At 70.6% G+C, this 20,871-nt stretch carries 20 protein-coding genes; 14 read left to right on the top strand and 6 right to left on the bottom strand.

The features are described 5' to 3' along the window. Positions 1 to 19: 19 nt before the first annotated feature. From ACZ7CH_RS27820 to ACZ7CH_RS27785, 8 genes are all read left to right on the top strand, one after another. Positions 20 to 1,024 carry a LacI family DNA-binding transcriptional regulator gene (locus ACZ7CH_RS27820; protein ID WP_360384707.1) on the top strand — a complete coding sequence of 335 codons (1,005 nt, stop codon included), beginning with the start codon at positions 20 to 22 and terminating at the stop codon, positions 1,022 to 1,024. 10 nt (positions 1,025 to 1,034) lie between these two features. Further along, positions 1,035 to 2,633 carry an FAD-dependent oxidoreductase gene (locus tag ACZ7CH_RS27815; RefSeq protein ID WP_360384709.1) on the top strand — a complete coding sequence of 533 codons (1,599 nt, stop codon included), beginning with the start codon at positions 1,035 to 1,037 and terminating at the stop codon, positions 2,631 to 2,633. A 15-nt stretch (positions 2,634 to 2,648) separates the two neighbouring features. Continuing rightward, complete coding sequence (locus ACZ7CH_RS27810) at positions 2,649 to 3,842, top strand: ABC transporter substrate-binding protein (RefSeq protein WP_470375308.1); 1,194 nt, start codon at positions 2,649 to 2,651, stop codon at positions 3,840 to 3,842. Further along, a complete protein-coding gene (locus tag ACZ7CH_RS27805) occupies positions 3,839 to 4,726 on the top strand; it encodes a carbohydrate ABC transporter permease (RefSeq protein WP_360384713.1) in 888 nt (295 codons plus the stop codon). The genes ACZ7CH_RS27810 and ACZ7CH_RS27805 overlap by 4 nt, the downstream gene beginning before the upstream one ends. Further along, positions 4,716 to 5,534, top strand: a complete 819-nt coding sequence (locus tag ACZ7CH_RS27800) for a carbohydrate ABC transporter permease (protein WP_360384715.1) — start codon at positions 4,716 to 4,718, stop codon at positions 5,532 to 5,534. Before ACZ7CH_RS27805 ends, ACZ7CH_RS27800 begins: the two co-directional genes overlap by 11 nt. Next, the gene (locus tag ACZ7CH_RS27795) at positions 5,531 to 6,415 is read left to right on the top strand and encodes an alpha/beta hydrolase (protein WP_470375307.1); all 885 of its coding nucleotides are present in this window, start codon (positions 5,531 to 5,533) and stop codon (positions 6,413 to 6,415) included. Before ACZ7CH_RS27800 ends, ACZ7CH_RS27795 begins: the two co-directional genes overlap by 4 nt. 140 nt (positions 6,416 to 6,555) lie before the next feature. After that, a complete protein-coding gene (locus ACZ7CH_RS27790) occupies positions 6,556 to 6,855 on the top strand; it encodes a hypothetical protein (protein ID WP_360384719.1) in 300 nt (99 codons plus the stop codon). A gap of 88 nt (positions 6,856 to 6,943) precedes the next feature. Then, complete coding sequence (locus ACZ7CH_RS27785) at positions 6,944 to 7,099, top strand: hypothetical protein (protein ID WP_360384721.1); 156 nt, start codon at positions 6,944 to 6,946, stop codon at positions 7,097 to 7,099. A 14-nt stretch (positions 7,100 to 7,113) separates the two neighbouring features. On the opposite strand, the gene ACZ7CH_RS27780 is transcribed toward ACZ7CH_RS27785, so the two are convergent. After that, entirely contained in the window at positions 7,114 to 7,587 is a 474-nt protein-coding gene (locus ACZ7CH_RS27780; protein WP_360384723.1) for an MSMEG_6728 family protein, read from the bottom strand. 77 nt (positions 7,588 to 7,664) lie between these two features. Between ACZ7CH_RS27780 and ACZ7CH_RS27775 the strand changes: the two genes are divergently transcribed. Then, positions 7,665 to 7,943, top strand: coding sequence for a hypothetical protein (locus ACZ7CH_RS27775; protein ID WP_360384725.1), 279 nt, complete (start codon positions 7,665 to 7,667; stop codon positions 7,941 to 7,943). Positions 7,944 to 8,004: 61 nt separating this feature from the next. Here the strand turns inward: ACZ7CH_RS27775 and ACZ7CH_RS27770 are convergent, their stop codons facing one another. Further along, the gene (locus ACZ7CH_RS27770) at positions 8,005 to 8,400 is read right to left on the bottom strand and encodes a RidA family protein (protein ID WP_360384992.1); all 396 of its coding nucleotides are present in this window, start codon (positions 8,398 to 8,400) and stop codon (positions 8,005 to 8,007) included. 91 nt (positions 8,401 to 8,491) lie between these two features. Here ACZ7CH_RS27770 and ACZ7CH_RS27765 point away from each other — a divergent pair, with 91 nt between their 5' ends. Next, complete coding sequence (locus ACZ7CH_RS27765) at positions 8,492 to 9,457, top strand: helix-turn-helix transcriptional regulator (RefSeq protein WP_470375306.1); 966 nt, start codon at positions 8,492 to 8,494, stop codon at positions 9,455 to 9,457. Here the strand turns inward: ACZ7CH_RS27765 and ACZ7CH_RS27760 are convergent. Both ACZ7CH_RS27760 and ACZ7CH_RS27755 read right to left on the bottom strand, forming a co-directional pair. Then, the gene (locus ACZ7CH_RS27760) at positions 9,448 to 10,509 is read right to left on the bottom strand and encodes a family 2 encapsulin nanocompartment cargo protein terpene cyclase (protein ID WP_470375305.1); all 1,062 of its coding nucleotides are present in this window, start codon (positions 10,507 to 10,509) and stop codon (positions 9,448 to 9,450) included. The genes ACZ7CH_RS27765 and ACZ7CH_RS27760 overlap by 10 nt on opposite strands. Further along, positions 10,509 to 11,363: a geranyl diphosphate 2-C-methyltransferase gene (locus ACZ7CH_RS27755; protein ID WP_470375304.1), complete on the bottom strand. Its 855-nt coding sequence runs from the start codon at positions 11,361 to 11,363 to the stop codon at positions 10,509 to 10,511. The genes ACZ7CH_RS27760 and ACZ7CH_RS27755 overlap by 1 nt, the downstream gene beginning before the upstream one ends. A 321-nt stretch (positions 11,364 to 11,684) precedes the next feature. On the opposite strand from ACZ7CH_RS27755, the gene ACZ7CH_RS27750 reads away from it, so the two are divergent. Beyond that, positions 11,685 to 14,399: a CHAT domain-containing protein gene (locus ACZ7CH_RS27750; protein WP_458432770.1), complete on the top strand. Its 2,715-nt coding sequence runs from the start codon at positions 11,685 to 11,687 to the stop codon at positions 14,397 to 14,399. Positions 14,400 to 14,579: 180 nt separating this feature from the next. After that, the gene (locus ACZ7CH_RS27745; protein ID WP_470375303.1) at positions 14,580 to 17,438 is read left to right on the top strand and encodes a right-handed parallel beta-helix repeat-containing protein; all 2,859 of its coding nucleotides are present in this window, start codon (positions 14,580 to 14,582) and stop codon (positions 17,436 to 17,438) included. Between the two features lie 74 nt (positions 17,439 to 17,512). Here the strand turns inward: ACZ7CH_RS27745 and ACZ7CH_RS27740 are convergent, their stop codons facing one another. Both ACZ7CH_RS27740 and zapE read right to left on the bottom strand, forming a co-directional pair. After that, positions 17,513 to 18,286, bottom strand: coding sequence for an ion transporter (locus ACZ7CH_RS27740; RefSeq protein WP_360384994.1), 774 nt, complete (start codon positions 18,284 to 18,286; stop codon positions 17,513 to 17,515). Between the two features lie 64 nt (positions 18,287 to 18,350). Continuing rightward, the gene (gene zapE, locus ACZ7CH_RS27735) at positions 18,351 to 19,307 is read right to left on the bottom strand and encodes a cell division protein ZapE (protein WP_470375302.1); all 957 of its coding nucleotides are present in this window, start codon (positions 19,305 to 19,307) and stop codon (positions 18,351 to 18,353) included. 120 nt (positions 19,308 to 19,427) lie between these two features. Here zapE and ACZ7CH_RS27730 point away from each other — a divergent pair, with 120 nt between their 5' ends. Next, positions 19,428 to 20,369 carry a pirin family protein gene (locus ACZ7CH_RS27730; RefSeq protein WP_470375301.1) on the top strand — a complete coding sequence of 314 codons (942 nt, stop codon included), beginning with the start codon at positions 19,428 to 19,430 and terminating at the stop codon, positions 20,367 to 20,369. A 98-nt stretch (positions 20,370 to 20,467) separates the two neighbouring features. Continuing rightward, the gene (locus ACZ7CH_RS27725) at positions 20,468 to 20,869 is read left to right on the top strand and encodes an SsgA family sporulation/cell division regulator (protein ID WP_360384737.1); all 402 of its coding nucleotides are present in this window, start codon (positions 20,468 to 20,470) and stop codon (positions 20,867 to 20,869) included. Positions 20,870 to 20,871: the final 2 nt, after the last annotated feature.

Here is a 20,871-nt window from a genome sequence, read left to right as displayed (position 1 = left end):
TTCGAATTGGCAGGTGGTCATGGCCAAGCGGCTCACCCAGCAGGACATCGCCAGGATGGCAGGCGTCAGCCAGGCCACGGTGTCGCTGGTGCTCAACAACCGCCAGGACGGCGGCGTCCGGATCGCGCCGGAGACCCGCGCACGGGTGCTGGAGGTGATCCGCAGGACCGGCTACGTCGCGAACCCGATCGCGCGCAGGCTGCACGACCGGCGCAACCAGATCCTCGGCGTGTTCACCTACGAGGCGGTCTTCCCGAGCACCCGCGCCGACTTCTACCAGCCGTTCCTGGAGGGCATCGAGGAGCAGGCCGAGGCGGTCGGCTGCGACCTGCTGCTGTTCACCGGCGCCAAGGCCGTCGGCGGGCAGCGGCGGATCTTCAGCGACGACAGCCGGGTGCGGCTGGCCGACGGGTGCCTGCTGATCGGCCGCACGGTCGACCGCGACGACCTGGCCCAGATGCTCGCCGAGGGCATCCCGTTCGTGTCGATCGGCCGCCGCGACGATGCCGGCGCGGCCGTGCCGTGCGTGGGTGCCGACTACCGGGCCGCCGTGCGCGACCTGGTCGACCGGGCCGTCGCCCACGGCCACCGCAGGATCGCCTACGTCGGACCGGGCACCGGTGCCGAGTCGTCCGCCGACCGGTTGCGCGGGTTCCGCGACGCCGTCGCGGCCCATGGGGTCGAGGGCACGCACCTGCCGGCCACCACGCTCGGCCACGTGCGCGGCGCGGGCGTCACGGCCGTGCTCGCCGAGGAGGTCTCCGACGGTGCCGCGCTCGTGCTCGCCGCCCGCGAGCACGGCCTGTCGGTGCCCGGCGACCTGTCCGTGCTCATGCTCGGCGCGGCCACCCGGCCCGCACCGGGCGACGTCGACCTGACCGGGTTCCGCATCCCCCGCCGCGAGATGGGGCGCAGGGCGGTGCAGGCGCTGACCGAGGTGCTCGAACACGGCACCACACCGCGGGAACTGCTGCCGTGCGCGTTCGTCGAGGGTTCGACGCTCGGCGCACCGGTGGACCACTGAGGAGGAAGCTTTGCCGCACCACACGGACGTCGTCGTCATCGGCGGCGGACTCGGCGGAGTCGCCGCGGCGCTCGCACTGCTGCGCGCCGGCCGCCGGGTCGTGCTCACCGAGGAGTTCGACTGGCTCGGCGGGCAGCTCACCAGCCAGGCCGTGCCACCGGACGAGCACAGCTGGGTCGAACGCTTCGGCGTCACGGCTTCGTACCGCGCCCTGCGCGAGGGCATCCGCGACCACTACCGCCGCAACTACCCGCTGACCCCGCGGGCACGGGCGTGGCGCGAGCTCAACCCCGGCGCGGGCAACGTCAGCCGGCTGTGCCACGAGCCGCGCGTCGCCGTGGCGGTGATCGACGAGATGCTCGCGCCCTACCGCGGCAGCGGCCGGCTCACGGTCCTGCAGCCGGCGCGGCCGGTCAGCGCCCGCACCGACGGCGACCGGGTCGTGTCCGTCACCGTGGAGCACCACGGCAGCGAGGTCGAGCTGTCCGCGCCGTACATCCTCGACGCCACCGAGACCGGCGAGCTGCTCCCGTTGACCGGCACCGAGTACGTGACCGGATTCGAGTCCACACTGGACACCGGTGAGCCGAGCGCACCGGAGGTGGCGCAGCCGGCGAACATGCAGGCGATGTCGGTGTGCTTCGCGATCGACCACGTCGACGGCGACCACACGATCGACAAGCCCGCGCGCTACGACTTCTGGCGCGAGTACCAGCCGGACTACTGGGGCGACCGGATGCTGTCGTTCCGCTCCCCCGACCCGCGCACGCTCACCACCGCCGAGCGCACGTTCACGCCGAACCCGGACGACGATCCGCTGTCCGTGCTGTCGGACCAGCGGCTCAGCGCGGGCGACAGCAACCTGTGGACGTTCCGCCGGATCGCCGCGCGACGCAACTTCGTCGAGGGCGCCTACGACAGCGACATCTGCCTGGTGAACTGGCCGATGATCGACTACTTCGAGTCGCCGGTGATCGACGTGCCGGACGCCGACCACCACATCGCGGCGGCACGGGAGCTGTCCAGGTCCGTCCTCTACTGGCTGCAGACCGAGGCACCGCGCCCGGACGGCGGCACCGGCTTCCCCGGCCTGCGGCTGCGCGGTGACGTCACCGGCGGCGGCGCCGACGGCCTCGCCCAGGCGCCCTACATCCGCGAGTCGCGCCGGATCAGGGCCGAGTACACGATCGTCGAGCAGGACCTGTCGCTGGCCGTGCGCGGCGACAAGGGCGCGGTCCAGCACCACGACGCCGTCGGGGTCGGCATGTACCGCATTGACCTGCACCCCTCGACCGGTGGCGACAACTACCTCGACGTCGCGAGCTGCCCGTTCGAGATCCCGCTCGGCGCGCTCATCCCGCAGCGGGTGGAGAACCTCCTGCCCGCGGGCAAGAACATCGGCACCACCCACATCACCAACGGTTCCCACCGGCTGCACCCGGTCGAGTGGAACGTCGGCGAGGTCGCGGGCGCGCTCGCGGACTTCTGCCTCGCGCACAACACCACCCCCCGTGCCGTGCGCAACACCCCCGGCCTGCTCGCGGACTTCCAGCACCGGCTGGACCGCGACGGCGTCGAGCTCCGCTGGCCGGACGTGTCCGGTTACTAGTCCAGGGAGACAACGATGTCCCGACTGCTCGCCCTCATCTGCACCGCACTGCTCGCCCTCACCGCCTGCGGCGGCTCCTCGGCCCAGTCCGGTCCGAAGACGCTGCGCATGACCGTGTGGACCGCCAACGAGGCACATCTCAAGCTGCTCACCGAGATCGCCACCGAGTACAAGGCCGCGCACCCGGACGTCACCGAGATCAAGTTCGACTCGGTGCCGGCCGACGGCTACACCACCACGCTCACCACCCAGATCGCCGGCGGCAACGCACCGGACCTGGCCTGGCTGCTGGAGGAGTCCGCGCCGGACTTCGTCTCCTCCGGCGCGCTCGCCCCGATCCGCGGCAAGGTGGAGAAGGCCGACGAGCTGGTGCCGTCCGCGACCAAGCTGTGGGAGAAGGACGGCGAGCTGTACGCCTACCCGTTCTCCACCTCGCCGTTCGGCCTGTTCGTCAACACCGACCTGGTGAAGGAGCTGCCCACGACCTGGGAGCAGGCCGTGGCGGCGTCGGCGGGCAAGAACCTCGTGCTGCCGGACTTCAAGTACCAGAACTGGGCCGTGCTGTCGACCATCTGGCGCGGCTGGGGCGCCAACGCCTGGAGCGAGGACGGCAAGAGCTGCGGGTTCGCCAGCCAGGAGATGAAGGATGCCATGGCGTTCGTGCACAAGGCGATCTTCACGGACAAGGCGATCCCCGGACCGGGCACGACCGTCGACTTCTTCGCGGGCAACGCGGCGATGGCCGTCAGCCAGATCTCGCGCGCCGGTGCGTTGAAGGACGCCAAGTTCGGCTGGACGCTGCTGCCGCTGCCCCAGGGCCCGAAGGGCGACTACGCGGTGATCGGCCAGGCCGGCGTCGGCGTGCTGAAGCGCTCGAAGAACGCCGACGCCGCCGCGGACTTCCTCGGGTTCCTCACCAACCCCACCAACTCCGCGAAGCTCGCCCAGTTCTTCCCGCCGGCCAGGCAGTCGCTGCTCAACGCCGACACGCTGGCCAAGTCCAACCCGCTGCTCAAGCCCGAACAGCTGCAGTCGGTCGTCATCGACGGCATCAACAAGGGTGTCGTCAAGCCCAGCCACCAGGGCCAGGAGGAGCTGAACCAGACGATCCGCGCGGCGCTCGACCCGCTGTGGAAGCCCGACGCGAACGTCGGCCAGGTGCTCGACGGGGTGTGCGCGAAGATCAAGCCGCTGCTGGAGCGCCCGTGACGTTCTGGACCTACCGCAGGCGCGACAACCTGGTCGGCTACCTGTTCGTCGCGCCCGCACTCCTCGGCAGCATTGCGTTCGTGCTGGTCCCGCTGGCCCTGGTCGGCTGGTACAGCCTGAACGAGTGGAACGTGCTCGGCGGCACCTTCGAGTTCATCGGCGCGGAGAACTACGAACGCCTCCTCGCCGACGAGAAGCTGCGCGACTCGCTGGTGGCCACGGCGTGGTTCGCCGGCGGGCTGGTGGTGCTGAACCTGTCGCTCGCGCTGCTGCTCGCGGTGCTGCTGAACCAGAAGCTGCGCGGCACCACGTTGTTCCGCACGCTGTTCTTCTCACCGGTGCTGGTGTCACTGGTGGCGTGGACGCTGGTGTGGCAGCTGATGCTGCAACCGGAGGGCAGCGTGAACGGCCTGCTCGGGTTCTTCGGGGTGGACGGGCCGAACTGGCTGCGCGGCGAGTCCACGGCGATGGTGTCGGTCATCGTCGTGCAGGTCGTCAAGAACGTCGGCCTGAACATGGTGCTGTTCCTGGCGGCGCTGCAAGGTGTCCCGGCGCCGCTGTACGAGGCCGCGAAGCTCGACGGCGCCGGGGCGTGGACGCGGTTCCTGCGGATCACGATCCCGTTGATCAGCCCGACCATCCTGCTCACCTCGATCATCACGATCGTCGGCTCGCTGCAGGTGTTCGCGCAGATCGCCGTGCTCACCCAGGGCGGGCCCGGCACCTCGACCACCGTGCTGATCTACTACCTGTACCAGCAGGCGTTCCAGTTCCACCACTTCGGCTACGGCGCGACGATCTCGGTGCTGCTGTTCGCCATCGTCGCCGTGCTGACGCTGGTGCAGTGGCGGATGCGCCGGAAGTGGGTGCTCCATGAGTCGTAAGGTCTGGCTGTACGGGTTGCTGTGCCTGCTGTGCGTGCCGTTCGTGTTCCCGACGTGGTGGATGGTCACCTCGTCGATGAAGCCGATCGGCGAGATCTTCTCCGTGTCGCTGCTGCCGTCCGACTGGACGTTCTCGACGTACTCGCAGGTCTTCGAGCTGCAACCGTTCGGGCAGCAGTACTGGAACAGCCTCTACATCGCGGTGGTCGTCACGATCGGCACGATGGTGGTGGCGGCGATGGCCGGGTACGCGTTCGCCCGCATCCGCTTCCCCGGCCAGAACGCGCTGTTCGTGGTGGTGCTCGTCGGCCTGCTCATCCCGAGCGAGGTCACCATCGTGCCGCTGTTCCAGCTCTTCCAGCAGCTCGGCCTCACCAACACGCACTGGCCGCTGATCATCGTGCCGATCTTCGGGGCGCCGTGCGTGCTGGCGATCTTCATCATGCGCCAGTTCTTCATCGCCCTGCCCGCCGAGCTGGAGGAGGCCGCCCGCATGGACGGCCTGGGCAGGGCCGGCATCTTCTACCGGGTCGCGCTGCCGCTGTCGCGGCCGGCGCTGGGCGCGGTCGCGATCTTCACGTTCCTGCACTCGTGGAACCTCTACCTGGAACCGATCGTGTACCTGTCCACACCGGACATGTTCACGCTGCCGCAGGCGCTGACCCAGTTCGTCGACATCTACGGCGGTCCGATGTGGAACGTGCAGCTGGCCGCCGCGACGATGACCGCCGTGCCGATCCTCATCGTGTTCGTGCTGGCACAACGGCAGTTCATCGAGGGCCTCGCGCACACGGGCGTGAAGGGGTGATCGACCGGGAGATCGCGGCCGCCGCCGACCTGTCCCGGCCGCCGCTGACGCCCGGCGGCATCCCGGAGCGGCGCCGCACCGGCCGGGTCGTGACCGACGCGGAGCTCACGCGGGGCGGTGCGGTGACGTTCTCGGAGGAGGACGCGGACGGGGTGCCCGTGCTCGTGCTGCGGCCCACCGGCGGTGACGGGCCGCCCGTGCTGCACCTGCACGGCGGCGGGATGGTCGCGGGCACCCGCCGCTCCGACCTGCACGTGCTGGCCGAGTGGGTGGAGGAGCTGGGCGTCACGCTGGTCTCCCCCGAGTACCGGCTGGCGCCCGAGCACCCGCACCCGGTCCCCGTGCGGGACTGCTATCGGGCGCTGACCTGGATGGACCGGGCGGGATTCGCCCCACCGGTGGTCGCGGGAACGTCGGCGGGCGGTGGTCTCGCGGCGGCGGTGACGCTCATGGCCCGCGACCGCGGCGGCCCGGCCGTCCGCGGTCAGCTGCTGATGTGCCCGATGCTCGACGACCGGTGCGAGACCCCGTCCAGCCACCAGTTCCTCTCCGGGACGACGTGGGTCCGCGCGTCGAACCTGACCGGCTGGACGGCGTTGCTCGGCGCGGCCCGCGGCGGCCCGGACGTGTCGCCGTACGCCGCACCGGCCCGTGCCACCGACCTCTCCGGCCTGCCGCCGACGTACGTGGACGTCGGCTCGGTGGACGTCTTCCGCGACGAGGCGGTCGACTACGCGGCCCGGATCTGGCGCGCGGGCGGTGACGCCGAGCTGCACGTGTGGCCCGGCGGCTGCCACGGCTTCGACCAGCTGGTGCCGGACGCCGTGCTGTCCCGCCGGGCCCGCGCGGCCAGGATCGAGTGGCTGCGCCGCGTGCTGTAGCCGCGGCTTCGGGCAGCGGGGCACGACCGGTGCCGGCCAGACACGTGCCGCGGCGGTGCCCTTCCCGAAGACCGCTGACAAGTGGGCGGATTCTCACCGGAGAGCATCAATAATCCGCCCGTTGCGGGTACCCCGAGCTCATGACTGCCACCACCCGCACGATGCAAGCCGACGCAGACATCGTGTTCAACACCGCGTCGGACGACACCCGCGCCCTGGCCTGGCTGCCGCCGTCGCTGCGCACCTGCGAGACCGTCGTGCACACGGAGGAACGAGCCCTGGAATGGCGGCGCGACGACGTGCAGCAGGCCTACCTGCGCGTGGCGCCCGGCGGCGCGGGCACGAGCGAGGTCGAGCTGCGGATTCCGGACGACACCGACGGCGACGGCGCGTTGCGCGCGCTGGAGGCCGAGGTGGCGGACAACTTCACGGCGGGCTGAGGGTGCGACCGTCCGCGGGCCAGCCTCGCGGCGGTGTGAACTTCCCCGCGGGCGGCATAGCGCCCGGCCCGCGGGGTAACCGCGCGGCATGACCGATCCCGTGAACCCGGAGGCCCCGCACTCGCCGGGCACCCCCGACCTGGACGACCTCGACACGCCGGAACCCGATGTCACGCAGGATGGCGCCGACACCGAGCCCGAGGTCCCGCAGGAGAACCCCGACGCCCCCGAACCCCCGGACTGACCGCCGGGGCCCGTTCAGACCCGGACCTCCCGGTCCGACCTCGGCCACACGTACGGCAGGTCGTCCGGGACGTCCGGGAAGAACCGCCGGTAGAACTGCGGGTCCTTGCGCACCAGGGCGGACCGGTGGCTGCGGTGCAGTCCCTCGTCACCCAGCCACCACGGCAGGTCGCCGTCCGCCGCCAGCTGCTCCTGGGTGCGCACGACCGTGATCTCCTTGGCCCGCGCCAGGTCCGCGCGCATAGTGGTCTCGCACGTGTCGCGGTACCCGCCCGCGCGCCACTGCGCGCAGATCTCGATGCCGTACCGCACGAGTGCTTCCTCGTAGCCCGCCCACATCCGCACGGCCGGGTGGTTCCGCCAGCCGTGACCCGGCACGACCAACGCGCGCTGCACCTGCAGGGTCTCGACGCGTTGTTTGCCGAGCCTGCGCTGGTCCAGCACGCGGGCCGTGAAGGTGAAGTCCTCGTAGGGCAAGAAGGTCTGCACGACAAAGGCGTACCCGCACAGCCCCGTCGCAATCCCCGCACAGGTTTTCGGGGTCACCGCACGGGTAGCCGAGCGACATGAGCACGGATGTTCGAGTCATGCCGATGGCCGCCCACGAGTACGCCGCCGAGGTGCGCGAGGGCACCGAGACGACCCGGCACCACGTGGTGCTGTCCGAGGGGTTCTTCGACGACCTCGCACTGGTCGAGCCCGACGAGCCCGTCCTCGTCAGCGAGATCATCCACTACCTGCTCGACCGCGAGCCGAACACGTCGGTCCCGCACGAGCTGGACGCCGCCCGCCTGGTGGCCGAGGACCCGGAGTTCCTCCCGGAGCTGCGCCGCCGCCTCACCTGACCAGCCGAGTGGGGCACCCGGGCTGCTCGTGCCGCACGAGGGCACGAGCAGCCCGTCCACGTCACGCCACCGCGGTCCCCTCCAGCTCCACCACCAGCCCCGGCACCGCCAGCCGCGACACGCCGAGCATCGTCGTCGCCGGCGCCACGCCCGCGGCGCCCAACCGGCCGGCCAGCACGCCGTAGTGCGCGAACAGCGCGTCCACGTCGGTCGTGTACACGGTCAGGCGAACGAGGTTCGCGAGCGCCATCCCCGCGGCGGCCAGCACCGCCTCCAGGTTGTCCAGGCTCAACGCCAGCTGCGCGCCCACGTCACCGGCGTGCTCGGGCTCACCGGAGGCGTTCATCGCGGCCTGCCCGGAGCAGTACAGCGTCCGGGTCTGCCCCGACACGACCTCGCCCTGGTTGTACCCCAGCTCCACCGACCACTCCCACGGGTTGACGGCGGTCCGTTCCACTGCCACTTCCAGCTCCATTCGTCGAATCCGAAAAGGAGCTTCGCAAGCAAAACACGACACCCTGTGTCATGTATTGCCGTACGGTTCGGGCATGCGCGCCGATCGCCTGGTGAAGCTGGTACTGCTGCTGCGCCAACGCGGACGGCTCTCCGCCACCACGATCGCCCGCGAGCTCGAGGTCTCCACGCGCACGGTTCTGCGTGACGTCGAGGCGCTGTCGACCGCGGGCGTCCCCGTTTACGCCGAACGCGGGCGCAACGGCGGGTTCGCGTTGCTGCCCGGCTTCCGCACCGAGCTCACCGGGCTCGGCCACGACGAGGCGCTCGCCCTGCTGATCGCGGGCTCACGGCGGGGCGCGCAGGTGTTCGGGCTCGGCTCGGCGCTCGCCTCGGCCGTGCTGAAGGTGGCCGACGCGTTGCCGGCGGGCCACCGCGACCTCGCGGCCGGTGCCGCCCGGCGGCTGCTCGTCGACCCCGACACGGACCTGCTGGAACGCCGCACCGCGACCGAGGAGCTGTCCGACGCGCTCGTGACCGAGGTCCGGCGCGCGGTGTTCGCCGGGCACAAGCTCAAGATCCACTACGCCGCCCGCGGCCAGCAGCCGCGGTGGCGGACGGTCGACCCGATCGGGCTGGTCACCGTGCGGGGCCAGGGCTACCTGCTGGCCACGGCGGACGGTGCCGACCGCACCTACCGGCTGGCGCGCATCAGGGCGGCGGAGGAGCTCGACGACCCGGCCGACCGCCCGGACCACGTCGACCTCGGCAAGACCTGGCAGGAGCGCGGCACCCGGTTCCGCACCGGCGGCGAGCAGACCACGGTCCTGCTCCTGCTCGACCCGGCGCGGCGGCAGCAGCTCGCCGACACCGCGCTGACCGTCCACTCCGAACACACCGAGGCCGATGGCCGGCTGCGCGTGGAAGCCTCGTTCCAGGACGCCTGGCACGCCGAATGGGCGCTGTGGCAGCTCGCCACGGGCGCGGAGGCCCTGTCACCGCCGTGGCTGCGCACCGCGCTGCACGACCGGGCCGCCGCGATCGCCGGCCGCTACCGGTAGCGCGGGTGCGTGGTGTGCCACTCGAACCCGCCACCCATCCAGGCCTTCACCCCCCTGAGGAACCGGTGCAGCTCCACCGACGGCACCGCCAGCAGCGCCCGGTGCCCGGCCTCGAAGTCGCGCACGAGCTGGTTGTGCAGCTCGACGGTCCGCTCGACCGCCTCCGCGCGGGAACAACCGCGGTCGGCCTGGATCTGCAGCACCATGTTGCACACCGGCTTCTCGTCGGCGGCGTCCTTCTCCACCGACACCAGGTCGTTGACGACCACCGACGCCGTGCCCGCCGCGGTCAGCAGCTGCCGCACGCGCGGGTCGTAGTACAACGGCGCGGGCACCTCATACCCGCCGACGGCGTCGATGAGCGTCATCGACGTGTAGAACGTGTCGTGCTGCCGTGTCGCCAGGTACTGCCACGCGGGCGGGTACGAGGCCGTGTGCCGCCACGCCGCGTAGGCACCCCACGACACGAACATCGCGAACGTCGAATAGCACACGCGTTGCACGATGGTCGCCGTCGAGCGGGACGCCAGGTGCGCGATGCCGGACCGCAGCCCGACGAGCACCGGGTCGTCGTTCAGCACCTGTTCCAGCTCGACGGTGAACTCCGCGGCGGGTGCCACCGGGTCCATCGCGGCCATCGCCAGTGCCAGCCGCGGCGGCAGCTCCTCCGGCACGGCGCCCATCTCGGTGCTGTCGGCGTAGAGGTCGTCGGCCGCCCACCACGCCGCGTTGAGCTTCGCGGCGATCAGCAGCTGCTCGACGTCGTCGGTGTCCACGTGGGTCAGCACGGCGAGCCGGCCGAACCGCCCGCCCAGGAACCGGTCCGGCTCCTCGAAGCCGCAGCCGTCGGCCCACGCCACCAGCCGCTCGTCCACGGCGGCGGCGAGCAGCTCGTTCTCGCGTTCCACCACGGGCACGTACATCGGCGGCGCGTTGCCGTCACCCCAGGGGCGCTCGGCGTAGCCGGGGTCGGTCGTGGCCACGACCTCGGGCCGCCCGAGCCGGGCAGCGGAGGTGCCCAGCCCGGACGGCCCGGAGAGGAGGTCCTTCATCAGATGCGGTCCGCGACGATCAACAGGTAGTGGAACGACCCTTCCCTGTACGCGGTCAGGAACGGCTCCTCGACACCGGTCGCGACGTTCGACTGCGCCCGCAGCTCCCAGTACGGGATGGCGTCGGGCGTCAGGTCGACGACGCTGATCGGCACGAACCCGTTGTCCGCCAGCGCGCGGAAGTACTCGCTGCGCGGGTGGATGTTGCAGATGTAGTGCTGGTCGATCTGGCTGACCGCCCGCGACCGCAGGCCCGTCAGGTCGTTGGAGCAGCCGGTGATGCAGACGTACCGGCCGCCGGGCGCGATCAGCCGGGCGAACTCGCGGTAGAGCTGCTGGAGGTCCACGTACATCGTGGTCTCGTTGGTCCAGATGCCGTTGAACGAGCCGGTCTCGAACCCGGTGTCGAGCATGTTCTTGAAGTGGAACCGCACCTCGTCGGCGACACCGCGCTCGACCGCCTGGTCGTTCGCGAACGCCACCTGCTGCTCGGAGATGCTGACGCCGTCGATCCGGGCGCCGAACCGGGCGTTGGCCATGAAGCTCGTGCCGCCGCGGCCGGACCCGCCGTCCATCAGGTGGCCGCCGAACGGGACGTCGCCGAACGCGTCGAGCAGGACCTCCGCCTGCGCGGTCTCCAGCCGGTGCATCTCGGCGATGATCGCCGCGTCGCGCTCCGCCGGCGGCGCCTCCAGGACGGCCGGGTCGTACGCACCGAGCCCGTAGTGGTGGTGGTACAGCCCGTCGACCTCGCCGAGCTTGATGTTGACCGGGTCCTTCTCCCTGTTCCAGTACTCGGCGACGGAACGCTGGTAGTCGGTGCGCAGGACCGGCTTCACAGTGGGGCTCGCCATACCTCGGGTGCTCCTGTTCGTTGGAACGCTCACTGCCGAACAGCAACTGACCCTTGCACCTTTCGCAGCAGTCGGCGACACACCGTTCAGGGTTGTTTCGGCCACGAACGTATCGGTCGGCTGATCGCGCGGGTAGGTGCCTTAACGCACACTTCAGGTACGGAAGCCCCGCTTCTGATGGTTTGCTGCACCCGTTCGCATGACAACGCTCCGCGTTATTCCACGCGACCTGACAGCACCAAACGGGGGAAACAACGGCAAAGCACCACACGGCGCCCGGTCGGCGCACCAGGCTGTGAGCGGATGACTCTAGGAGAACCGATGGCGGACGCGGTCGCCGTGCACAACCAGGGCGGTGCGCTGATCGAGCAGTACCAACGCACGGGCGACCACCGCCTGCTCGACGAGGGCGTGTCGGTGCTGCGCGACGCGTTGCGGCTGGGCGGTCTCACCGAGACGATCAGCACCCTCGCGTCGTCGTTGCTGCACCGCTACGAGACCGCGCACGACCCGGCCGACCTCGACGAGGCGATGGACCTGCTGACCCGCCTGGTCGACGGGCCGGGCGTGAACCTCACCCAGGCCACCGAGATCGTCCGCATCCAGCGCCACCGCTACGAGCGCGACGGCGACCTGAGCAGCCTGAACGAGGCGATCGCGCTCGCGCAGGGCGTGGTCGGCCAGACCGGTCCCGGCCAGCGCGACTACGACCTGATGCAGCACCTGCTCGGGTTGGCGCTGGCCGAGCGCTACGACCGCACCCGCCACCTCACCGACCTCGAAGGCGCGATCGCCGCGCACCGCATCGCCGCCGACAACGCCCGTGACGAGCTCCGGCCGGGCATGCTGCTGAACCTCGCGGCCACGTTGCGCGCCCGGATCGCGGCGACCGGCGACCTGTCGATGCTGGAGGAGGCGGAGGCGATGGTCGGCGGTGCGCTCGCCGCCCTGCCCAAGACGGACCCCGAACGCGGCAACGCCGAGTGGCTGATCGGCGCGCTGGCGCAGTTCCGCGCCCAGCTCAACCGCGACACCGACGTGCTGACCGACGGCATCGGGGCGTTGCGCAGGTCCGTGGAGTCCGCGCGCGACCCGGAGTCGCTCGGCACCCGGCTCGACAGCCTCGCCGGTGCGCTGCTGCAGCGGTTCGAGCAGGCCGGGGAGCCGGGGGCGCTGGACGAGGCGATCGAGGTGCTGCGCCGCACGCCGCCGACCGCCGAGCACCTGACGAGCCTGGGCAACGCGCTGCGGCTGCGCTACCGGCACCTCGGTGACGTGGACTCGTTGCGCGAGGCGGTGCGGGTCCTGCGCGACGCGGTGGCGGCGGCCGTCGACCCGCACGCGCACACCGCGGCCGCGACCAGCCTGACGCGCGCGTCGACCGAGATGGCCGAGCGGTTCCCCGAGCTGGTCACCGACGCCGTCAACGCCGCACGGGCCCTGGTGGCCGCGACGCCCAGCGCCGACGCGAACGAGATGCTCGCCGTCGCGCTGCGGATGCGGTTCGACGTGACCGACGCCCGCGAGGCGCTGATCGAGGCGGGCGAGCTGTTCGAACAGGTGCTGCGGCAGCGCCCGGCCAAGGACCCGCTGCACCCGCGGGCGCTCGCGAACCTCGGCGGGTTCTGGCAGCAGATCTACGAGCTCACCGGCACGCCGGAGACGTTGAACGAGGCGGTCATCTACTACGGCAGAGCCGCGCGCGCCGACCCGCAGCAGGCCTCCTACCAGCACTGCTTCGCCAGGTTGCTGCTGCGCCAGGCCGAGCAGGCCGGTGACTCGGGCCGGTTGCGCGCGGCGGCACGGGCGCTGGCGGAGGCGGCGGCGAGCGAGGCGCTCGACCCGGTGACGCGGGTGCTGGCCGCGCACACGGCGTCGGTGACGTCGGCGGGGATCAACGACTGGGAACAGGCGCTGCGCGGTGCCGAGCGGGCGATGGCGTTGCTGCTGCGGCTCCGGCGGGCCGACGTCGAGAACGGGCTGGCCGAGCTGACCGGGCTGGTGGCCGACGCGGCGGCGTGCGCGGTGCAGGCCGGACAGCTGGCGCTGGCGGCGCAGTGGCTGGAGTACGGCAGGGACCTGTTGCTGGCGCGGGTGTTCGAGGACGACCGGCAGGTGGCGTTCCCGTCCGTCGGCGATCTGCAGCAGTCCGCGGTGGACGGTCCGGTGGTGCTGGTCAACGTGAGCCGGCTGCGCTGCGACGCGCTCACGCTGTGGCCGGGCCGGGTGGAGCTGCTGCCGTTGCCGCGGCTGCGCTACGACGACGCGGTCGCGCACGCCGAGCACTTCGGCAGCGACGACCGGGCGTTCGCCGAGACGCTGGAGTGGTTGTGGGACACCGTGACCGAGCCGGTGCTCGAAGGCGTTCCCGAGCACACGCACGTCTGGTGGTCGCCGACCGGCCCGCTCGCCGGGCTGCCGCTGCACGCGGCCGGGCGGGACGGGCGGACCGTGCTGGACCGCGTGGTGTCCTCCTACACGCCGACGGTGCGCGCGCTCACCTGGGCCCGTGCCCGCGCCGCCGCACCCGTGGGCGCGCCGAGCATGGTCGTGGTCGCGCCTGCCGACGCGCCGTACGAGGTCGCGGTGCTGGCCGAGCTGTGGGAGGCCGCCGCGCTGGAGGGCCCGCTCGCAACGCGGGAGAACGTGCTGGCGGCGCTGGAGCACCACCCGTACGTCCACTTCGCCTGCTCCGGCTCCCCCGACGACAACCCGGCGCGCAGCGGGCTGCGGTTGCACGACGGGCCGTTGACCGCGCTCGACGTCGCCCGGCTGGGACTGCCGGCCGCCCGGCTCGCGGTGCTGTCGTGCGGGCACCTCGCCGGTGCGTTCCTGCTCGCCGGCTACCCGAGCGTCGTCGACACCCTGTGGGAGGTCGGCGAGCAAGCGGCGGCGGACGTGAGCGTCGCGTTCCACTCGGCCCTGCTCGACCACGGCCTGAGCCTGCCCGCGAGGGCGCTGCACGCCGTCGTTTGCGAGCTGCGCGACCGGTATCCGGCGCGGATCTGGGCGGCGTTCACCCACACCGGAGCTTGAGCCCGGCCGACCGCTCGCTCGATTCAGCAGCGTGAGCTGGCGGTGCCCGCGGGCGGTTTCGGAATTCAGTAATTGAAACCCTTTGCAGGAAGACAATTTCAGTCACGTGAATGTTTGACACATTCCGCGACTGTCGGCTACAAAGATTTCGCCCCGCCCTGCCGAAGGGTTCCCGCAAAGATGCGAACTCCGATAGCCCTGCTGTCCGCGGCTGTGATAGCCGGTCTCGCCCTACCCGTGACCGCGACGGCCACACCCGCGGTGACCGGCCTGGACGTCTCGTCCGGCAACCGGCGGGCCGCCATTCCCGGCCTCTACGACTGGTCGAAAGCCGGTTATCGCGGCACCGGCGTGCTGCCCGGCGACAATGACGTGAACCCGAGCGCGAGCTGCCGGATCACGGCTGCGGAACTGGCTTCCCGGTTCGGCGTCCGGCCCGATGACGCGGCCGACGACACCGCCGGGCTGCAGGCCGCGATCGACTTCGTCCGCACGTCGTGCTCACCGGGCGCGAGCTACTCCAGGCTGAGCCTGATCACCCTGCCCGCCGGGGTGCTGAAGGTGTCGAAGGAGCTCCACGTCGATGCCGACCACCTGGTCATCAGGGGCGCGGGCGCGACCGCGACGAAGATCGTCTACACCCCGGACGCGACCACCCGCTACGACGCGCTGACCCCGGACGGCTCGGACTGGGACGAGGACAGGATGACGTTCGGGCAGGGCAAGGGCGGCTGGCTGTGGCCGGGCCGCGGCCTGTTCCGCGTGCAGTCGCGCGGCGTTCACCCCGGCTACGCGAGCGACCACTCGCGGGCCCCGGAGAACCGCAAGGACATCTTCGAGGGCACGGTGAACGTGCACTGGAAGGCCGGCACGAAGGTCAGCACCGCCGCGAAGACCGGTGACCGCACGGTGAAGGTGGCGTCCACCACGAACATCACGGCCGGGTCGCTCGTCAACGTGCGCGCGGCGAACTCGGTGAAGTTCTACGAGCAGCAGAACGCCACCGGCACCCCGCACCCGTTGCTGAACATGCACATGCGGCAGCAGATCTTCACCGTCGCGTCCGTCTCGGGCACGACGGTGACGCTGGACAAGCCGCTGGAGTTCGACGTCCCGGTCAACTCCACCTCGGACGGTTCGCCCGCGATCGACGGGACGACGTACGACTCGAAGGTCTCGCCGCTGGTGGACCCGGTCCTCGGCGTCGGGTTCGAGAACTTCGGCTTCACGCAGGAGATACCGGGTCTGGACCCCGCTGCGGCCGTCCACGACTACGGCAACATGGCGCCGGCCGACGAGATGCACGGCATCGTGTTCAAGTGGGCGGCGAACTCGTGGGTGCGCGGCATCCGCGCGGAGATGACCGGGTCGCACCCGATCGTCACCGAGGAGGCCAAGAACCTGCAGATCGTCGACAACGTCCTCGACGGCGCGTGGAACAAGGGCAAGGGCGGCAACGGCTACTTCCGCGGCTCGCGGGTGTGGGACTCGCTCTACGCCGGCAACACCTCCCGCAACCTGCGCCACTTCACCTTCCAGTGGTCGGCCTCGGGCAACGTCGTGATCGGCAACGACTTCGACTCCGACCTGAACCTGCACGGCGGCTGGGAGCGCAACAACCTGTTCGAGAACAACACGGTCCGCGTCCCCCACGCCCACCGCTCCGGCAACTGCCGCGCGAACTGCGGTGAGGAGGGCGGCGGCGGTCCCGACGACTCGAACTGGTTCCCGATCTGGTGGGGCGCGGGTCAGAAGGCCGTGAAGTGGTCGGGCGCCTCCGGTCCGCGCAACGTCTTCTTCAACAACGCCATGACCAAGCAGCTGTCCGCCGACGGTGGCTACGAGCCGTTCTACGCCGACCGCCGGCGCGTCTACCAGTTCGGCTGGAACGGCAGCGGGTACCGGCACCTCGACGTGAACGGCACGCCGATCACCGACTGGGCGAAGAACGAGCAGCGCGACTACACCGGCGGCCACGGCGTGGACGCGACCAGGACCGACGCGGCGAAATCGTTGTTCCTCAAGAACGTCCCCGACTCGACCACACCCGTCGAGGAACCGGCGGGCACGGTCCCGGTGTCGACCGCCGGCCAGCTCCAGGCCGCACTGGCGAACGCCCGGCCCGGTGACGTCATCAGCCTGGCGCCCGGCACCTACCGCGGTTCGTTCGTCACGCAGAAGGCCGGTACCGCGAGCAACCCGATCACGCTCACCGGCCCGTCCTCCGCGGTGCTGGTCAACGACGGCCCGTCCGGCACGGCACCGACCCCCTGCCCGGTGCCGGCAGCGGGCTGGGACTCCGGTTACGGCCTGTGGTTGTTCGACGCGCCGCACTGGACCATCAGGGGCATCACCGTCGCGGAGTCCAAGAAGGGCATCGTCCTCGACAACTCCCACCACGTGACGATCGACGGCGTCACCGTGCGGAAGACCGACGAGGAGGGCGTGCACTTCCGCCGTTCCTCCGCGGACGGCGTGCTCAAGGGCTCGACGATCACCGACGCCGGTGTCGTGACGAAGGACTACGGCGAGGGCGTGTACATCGGCTCTGCGAACTCGAACTGGAAGTGCCACGGCAACTCCGGCGGCGTCGACCGCTCCGACCGCGTGCAGGTGCTGGACAACCGGATCGGCCCGAACGTCTCCGCCGAGCACGTCGACGTCAAGGAGGGCACGCAGGGCGGCCTGATCGCCGGCAACACCTTCGACGGCACCGGAATCAGCGGCGCGAACTCCGCGGACTCGTGGGTCGACGTGAAGGGCTCCGGCTACCGGATCGAGAACAACACCGGCACGTTCACCGCACCCGGCACGTTCAAGAACGGCTACGAGACGCACAACCCGAGCACCACGCCGTCGTTCGGCAACGGCTGCGGCAACGTGTGGCGCGGCAACCGTTCCGACCTCGGCGGCGTCGGTGAGTACGGCGTCCACGTCAGCTCGACGTCGAAGTGCAAGGACAACCCGAACGTCGTGCACGCCTCGAACACGGTCTCCCGCGCGACGAAGGGCCTCACGAACATCCCGGTCACCCCGTGACCCGGGGTTGAGGTGGTCCGGCCGGTGCACGGCGGCGTCACCGGCCGGACCACGTCGCGGCTCTCAGGCGGGGGTCACACGTTCGCCTTCAACGCTCGCACCTCGTCGCGCAGCGCGCGCACCTCCTGCAACAGCAGGTCGTCGTGTGCGCCGGAACGGGGTGCGGGCAGCGTGACCTCCTCCTGCATCGCGCTGCACACCACCGCGATGAACAGGTTGAGCATCGTGAACGTGCCGACCAGCAGGTAGACCAGGAAGAAGATCCACGCGTACGGCTTCTGCTCCATCAGGTCGCGCATCACGTCGGACCACCCGTCACCGGTGGTGATCTGGAACAGCGTCAGCAACGTCGATCCGAGCCCGGAGAATCGCGGGTCACCGGTGTCGCCGAACAGGTTGCTCGCGATCACGCCGCCCACGTAGACGAGCAGCACCAGCAGACCCGACAGCGACACCAGGCCCGGGATCGACCGCACCAGCGCCGTGACGACGCGGCGCATGCTCGGCACCATCGCGACGAGGCGCAACGCGCGCAAGATCCGCAACGCGCGCAAGACCGACAACGGGCCCGCGGACGGGATCAGCGCGATGGCCACGATCACGAAGTCGAACACGTTCCACGGGTCGCGGAAGAACCTCCAGCCGAACGCGTACAGCCGCGCGCCGAGCTCCAGGGTGAAGATCATCAGCGCCAGGCGGTCGACGAACGTCAGCACGGGACCCAGCTCCGCGTGCAGCACCGTCGTCGTCTCCGCGCCCAGCGCCAACGCGTTGACGACGATCACCGCGACGATGAACGCCTGGAACCGGTTGCTCTCCACTGCCGACGCGACACGGGCGCGCACCATCTTCACTTGCTCGCTCCTAGCACAGGGGTTTTGGGTGCTATCGGCGGTGGAGGCGCTCCACTGTTCACCCGATGGAGTTGATCAGCTCCAGCCGGCTGGCGGTGCGGGCGAGGTCGAGGGCCCGGCCGCCGACGATCTCGGCCAGCGGGTGGTCGCTCACCAGGGTCAGCCGGGCGTCGTGGTCGACGAGGACGTCCACGACGTTCGCGAACCGCTGCTGCGCCTCCCGGTCGCACGTCTCCAGCCGCGGCACGCCCACGACCACCCAGTCGTCGTGGCGGTCGGCGAGCGCCAGGTAGTCCGCTGTGGACGTCGGCTTCTCGCACAGGTCGCCGAAGTCGAACCAGATCCGCCGCCCGTCGACACCGAGCGCGGTGATCGCCCGGCCGCCCACGTCGAGCACCACCGGGACGGCCGGCAGCTCCACCGCACGCACGACCGCCCCGGTCTCGAACCGCGAGCGCGCCCGTCCGCGCAGGTGCCGGTAGTCGGTCGGGCCGTCGAGCTCGACGGTGTCCATCAGCTCCTCCACGAGCGCGATGCCCGGCAGGAAGTGGTCGTGGTAGAGCGGGTTGGGCAGCAGGCCGTCCGGCGGGTAGTTCGAGGTGGCGATGATCATCACCCGGCGTGCCCGCAGCTCCTCCAGCAGCCGCGTCATCAGCATCGCATCGCCGACGTCGTGCAGGTGGAACTCGTCGAACGCGAGCACGTCACACCGCCCGATGAGCTCCTTCAGCGCGTGGGCCACCGCACCGCGTTCGTGCAGCCGTGACGAGATCCGGGCGTGCAACTCGTAGAAGAACGCGTGGAAGTGCACGCGCCGTTTGTGCCGCACGGGCAGCACGTCGAAGAACGCGTCGGCGAGGAAGCTCTTGCCCCGCCCGACCGGCCCGTGCAGGTAGACGCCCCGGCGCCGCTCCCCCAGCCCTGCGAGCCGCTCGACCGCCCGCGCCTGCGCCTCGTCCAGCTCGTACCCGCTGCTCGCCACGCGCGCGAACAACCCGTCCCGAAGTTCCGCCACCGCTGCCCCCAGCTCTCACCTGTCTGCTCCCATGCTGCCCCCACCGGCCGGACGCCGAGCCCGCCGGGGGGCTCGGCTCAGGAGCCACGTGCTCGCTGAACCACGCCTACGATCACCGGCGTGAGCAACGTCGAGGTCGAGCCCGCCGAAGTCACCTGCACGCCCACGCCGGGCGGGGTCGAGGTCCTCCAGCCGCGCGACGTGCCGTTGGGCGGCCCGCGGGCGATGTCAGTGCGCCGGACGCTGCCGCAGAAGCAGCGGTCGTTCATCGGCGCGTGGTGCTTCTGCGACCACTACGGGCCCGACAACCACAAGATGGACGTGGCGCCGCACCCACACACTGGGCTGCAAACGGTCAGCTGGTTGTTCACGGGCGAGATCGAGCACCGCGACAGCCACGGCGTGCATGCCTACGTGCGGCCCGGTGAGCTCAACCTGATGACCGGCGGCCGGGGCATCTGCCATTCCGAGGTGTCCACGGCGGCGTCGACGGTGTTGCACGGTGTCCAGCTGTGGCTCGCACTACCCGATTCCAACCGAGATGCGGCACGTGATTTCCAACACTACGTGCCACCCGCCGTTCAGCTGGACAACGCCACGGTCAAGGTGTTCCTCGGTGAGTTGGCGGGTTTGAAATCTCCCGTTCACACGTTCACCCCGCTGCTGGGCGCGGAGATCGTTCTCGCACCGAACAGCAAGATCACTCTTGGTACCAAGACCGACTTCGAGCACGGCGTGCTGCTCGACACCGGCGACGTGAAGATCGACGAGACCGCTCTCACGCCGGGGCAGCTCGGGTACGTCGGCACTGGTCGGAGCACCCTCACCCTCACGACGGAGGCCGGTGCGAGGGTAGTTCTGCTGGGTGGCACGCCATTCGGGGAAGAGATCGTCATGTGGTGGAACTTCGTCGGCCGCACCCACGACGAGATCGCCGCCTATCGCGAGGAATGGCAGGCGGAGACGGACCGGTTCGGCCGTGTCGAGGGCTATGCCGGAAGCCGCCTGCCTGCGCCTCCGCTGCCCGGTGGCCGTCTGCGCCCGCGCGGCAACCCGTCGTGACCAATGTCAAAAGTCATATTCGGACCGCTTGAAAGTCGCGTTGTCATCGATTTTCCTGATGGAGGCATCCAGGGAGGATGTCGCACGTCTTAGGAGGCATGACGAACGTGACACGAGTGGGCGCCGAGTCGGTCTTCGCCTTCATCGCACCGTCCGGGCGCCCCATGCCCGTCGAGGTCGAGCTGGGCTACCGCGCCGACGACCCGCACGCCGTGACGATGACGTTCCGCATGGGACGCCAGGAGACGGTCTGGCTCGTCAGCCGCGACCTGCTCGCCGACGGCCTCATCACCTCGGCCGGCGCCGGTGACGTGCGGCTGCGCCCGCACAACTCCACGACCGCCGTGCTCGAACTGCAGTCCGACGTCTCGCACGCGGTCTTCCACGTGCGCTCGACCGAGCTGCAGGAGTTCCTGAACTCCACCTACGACGTCGTCGCCCCCGGTCGCGAGACCGACCACTTCGACTTCGACGCCGAGCTCCGCAAGCTGCTCGACTAGAA

The sequence above is a fragment of the Lentzea sp. NPDC037011 genome (assembly GCF_055607425.1).
The sequence above is the reverse complement of the archived record's forward strand: the minus strand, read 5'-3'. Positions and strand labels throughout refer to the sequence as shown.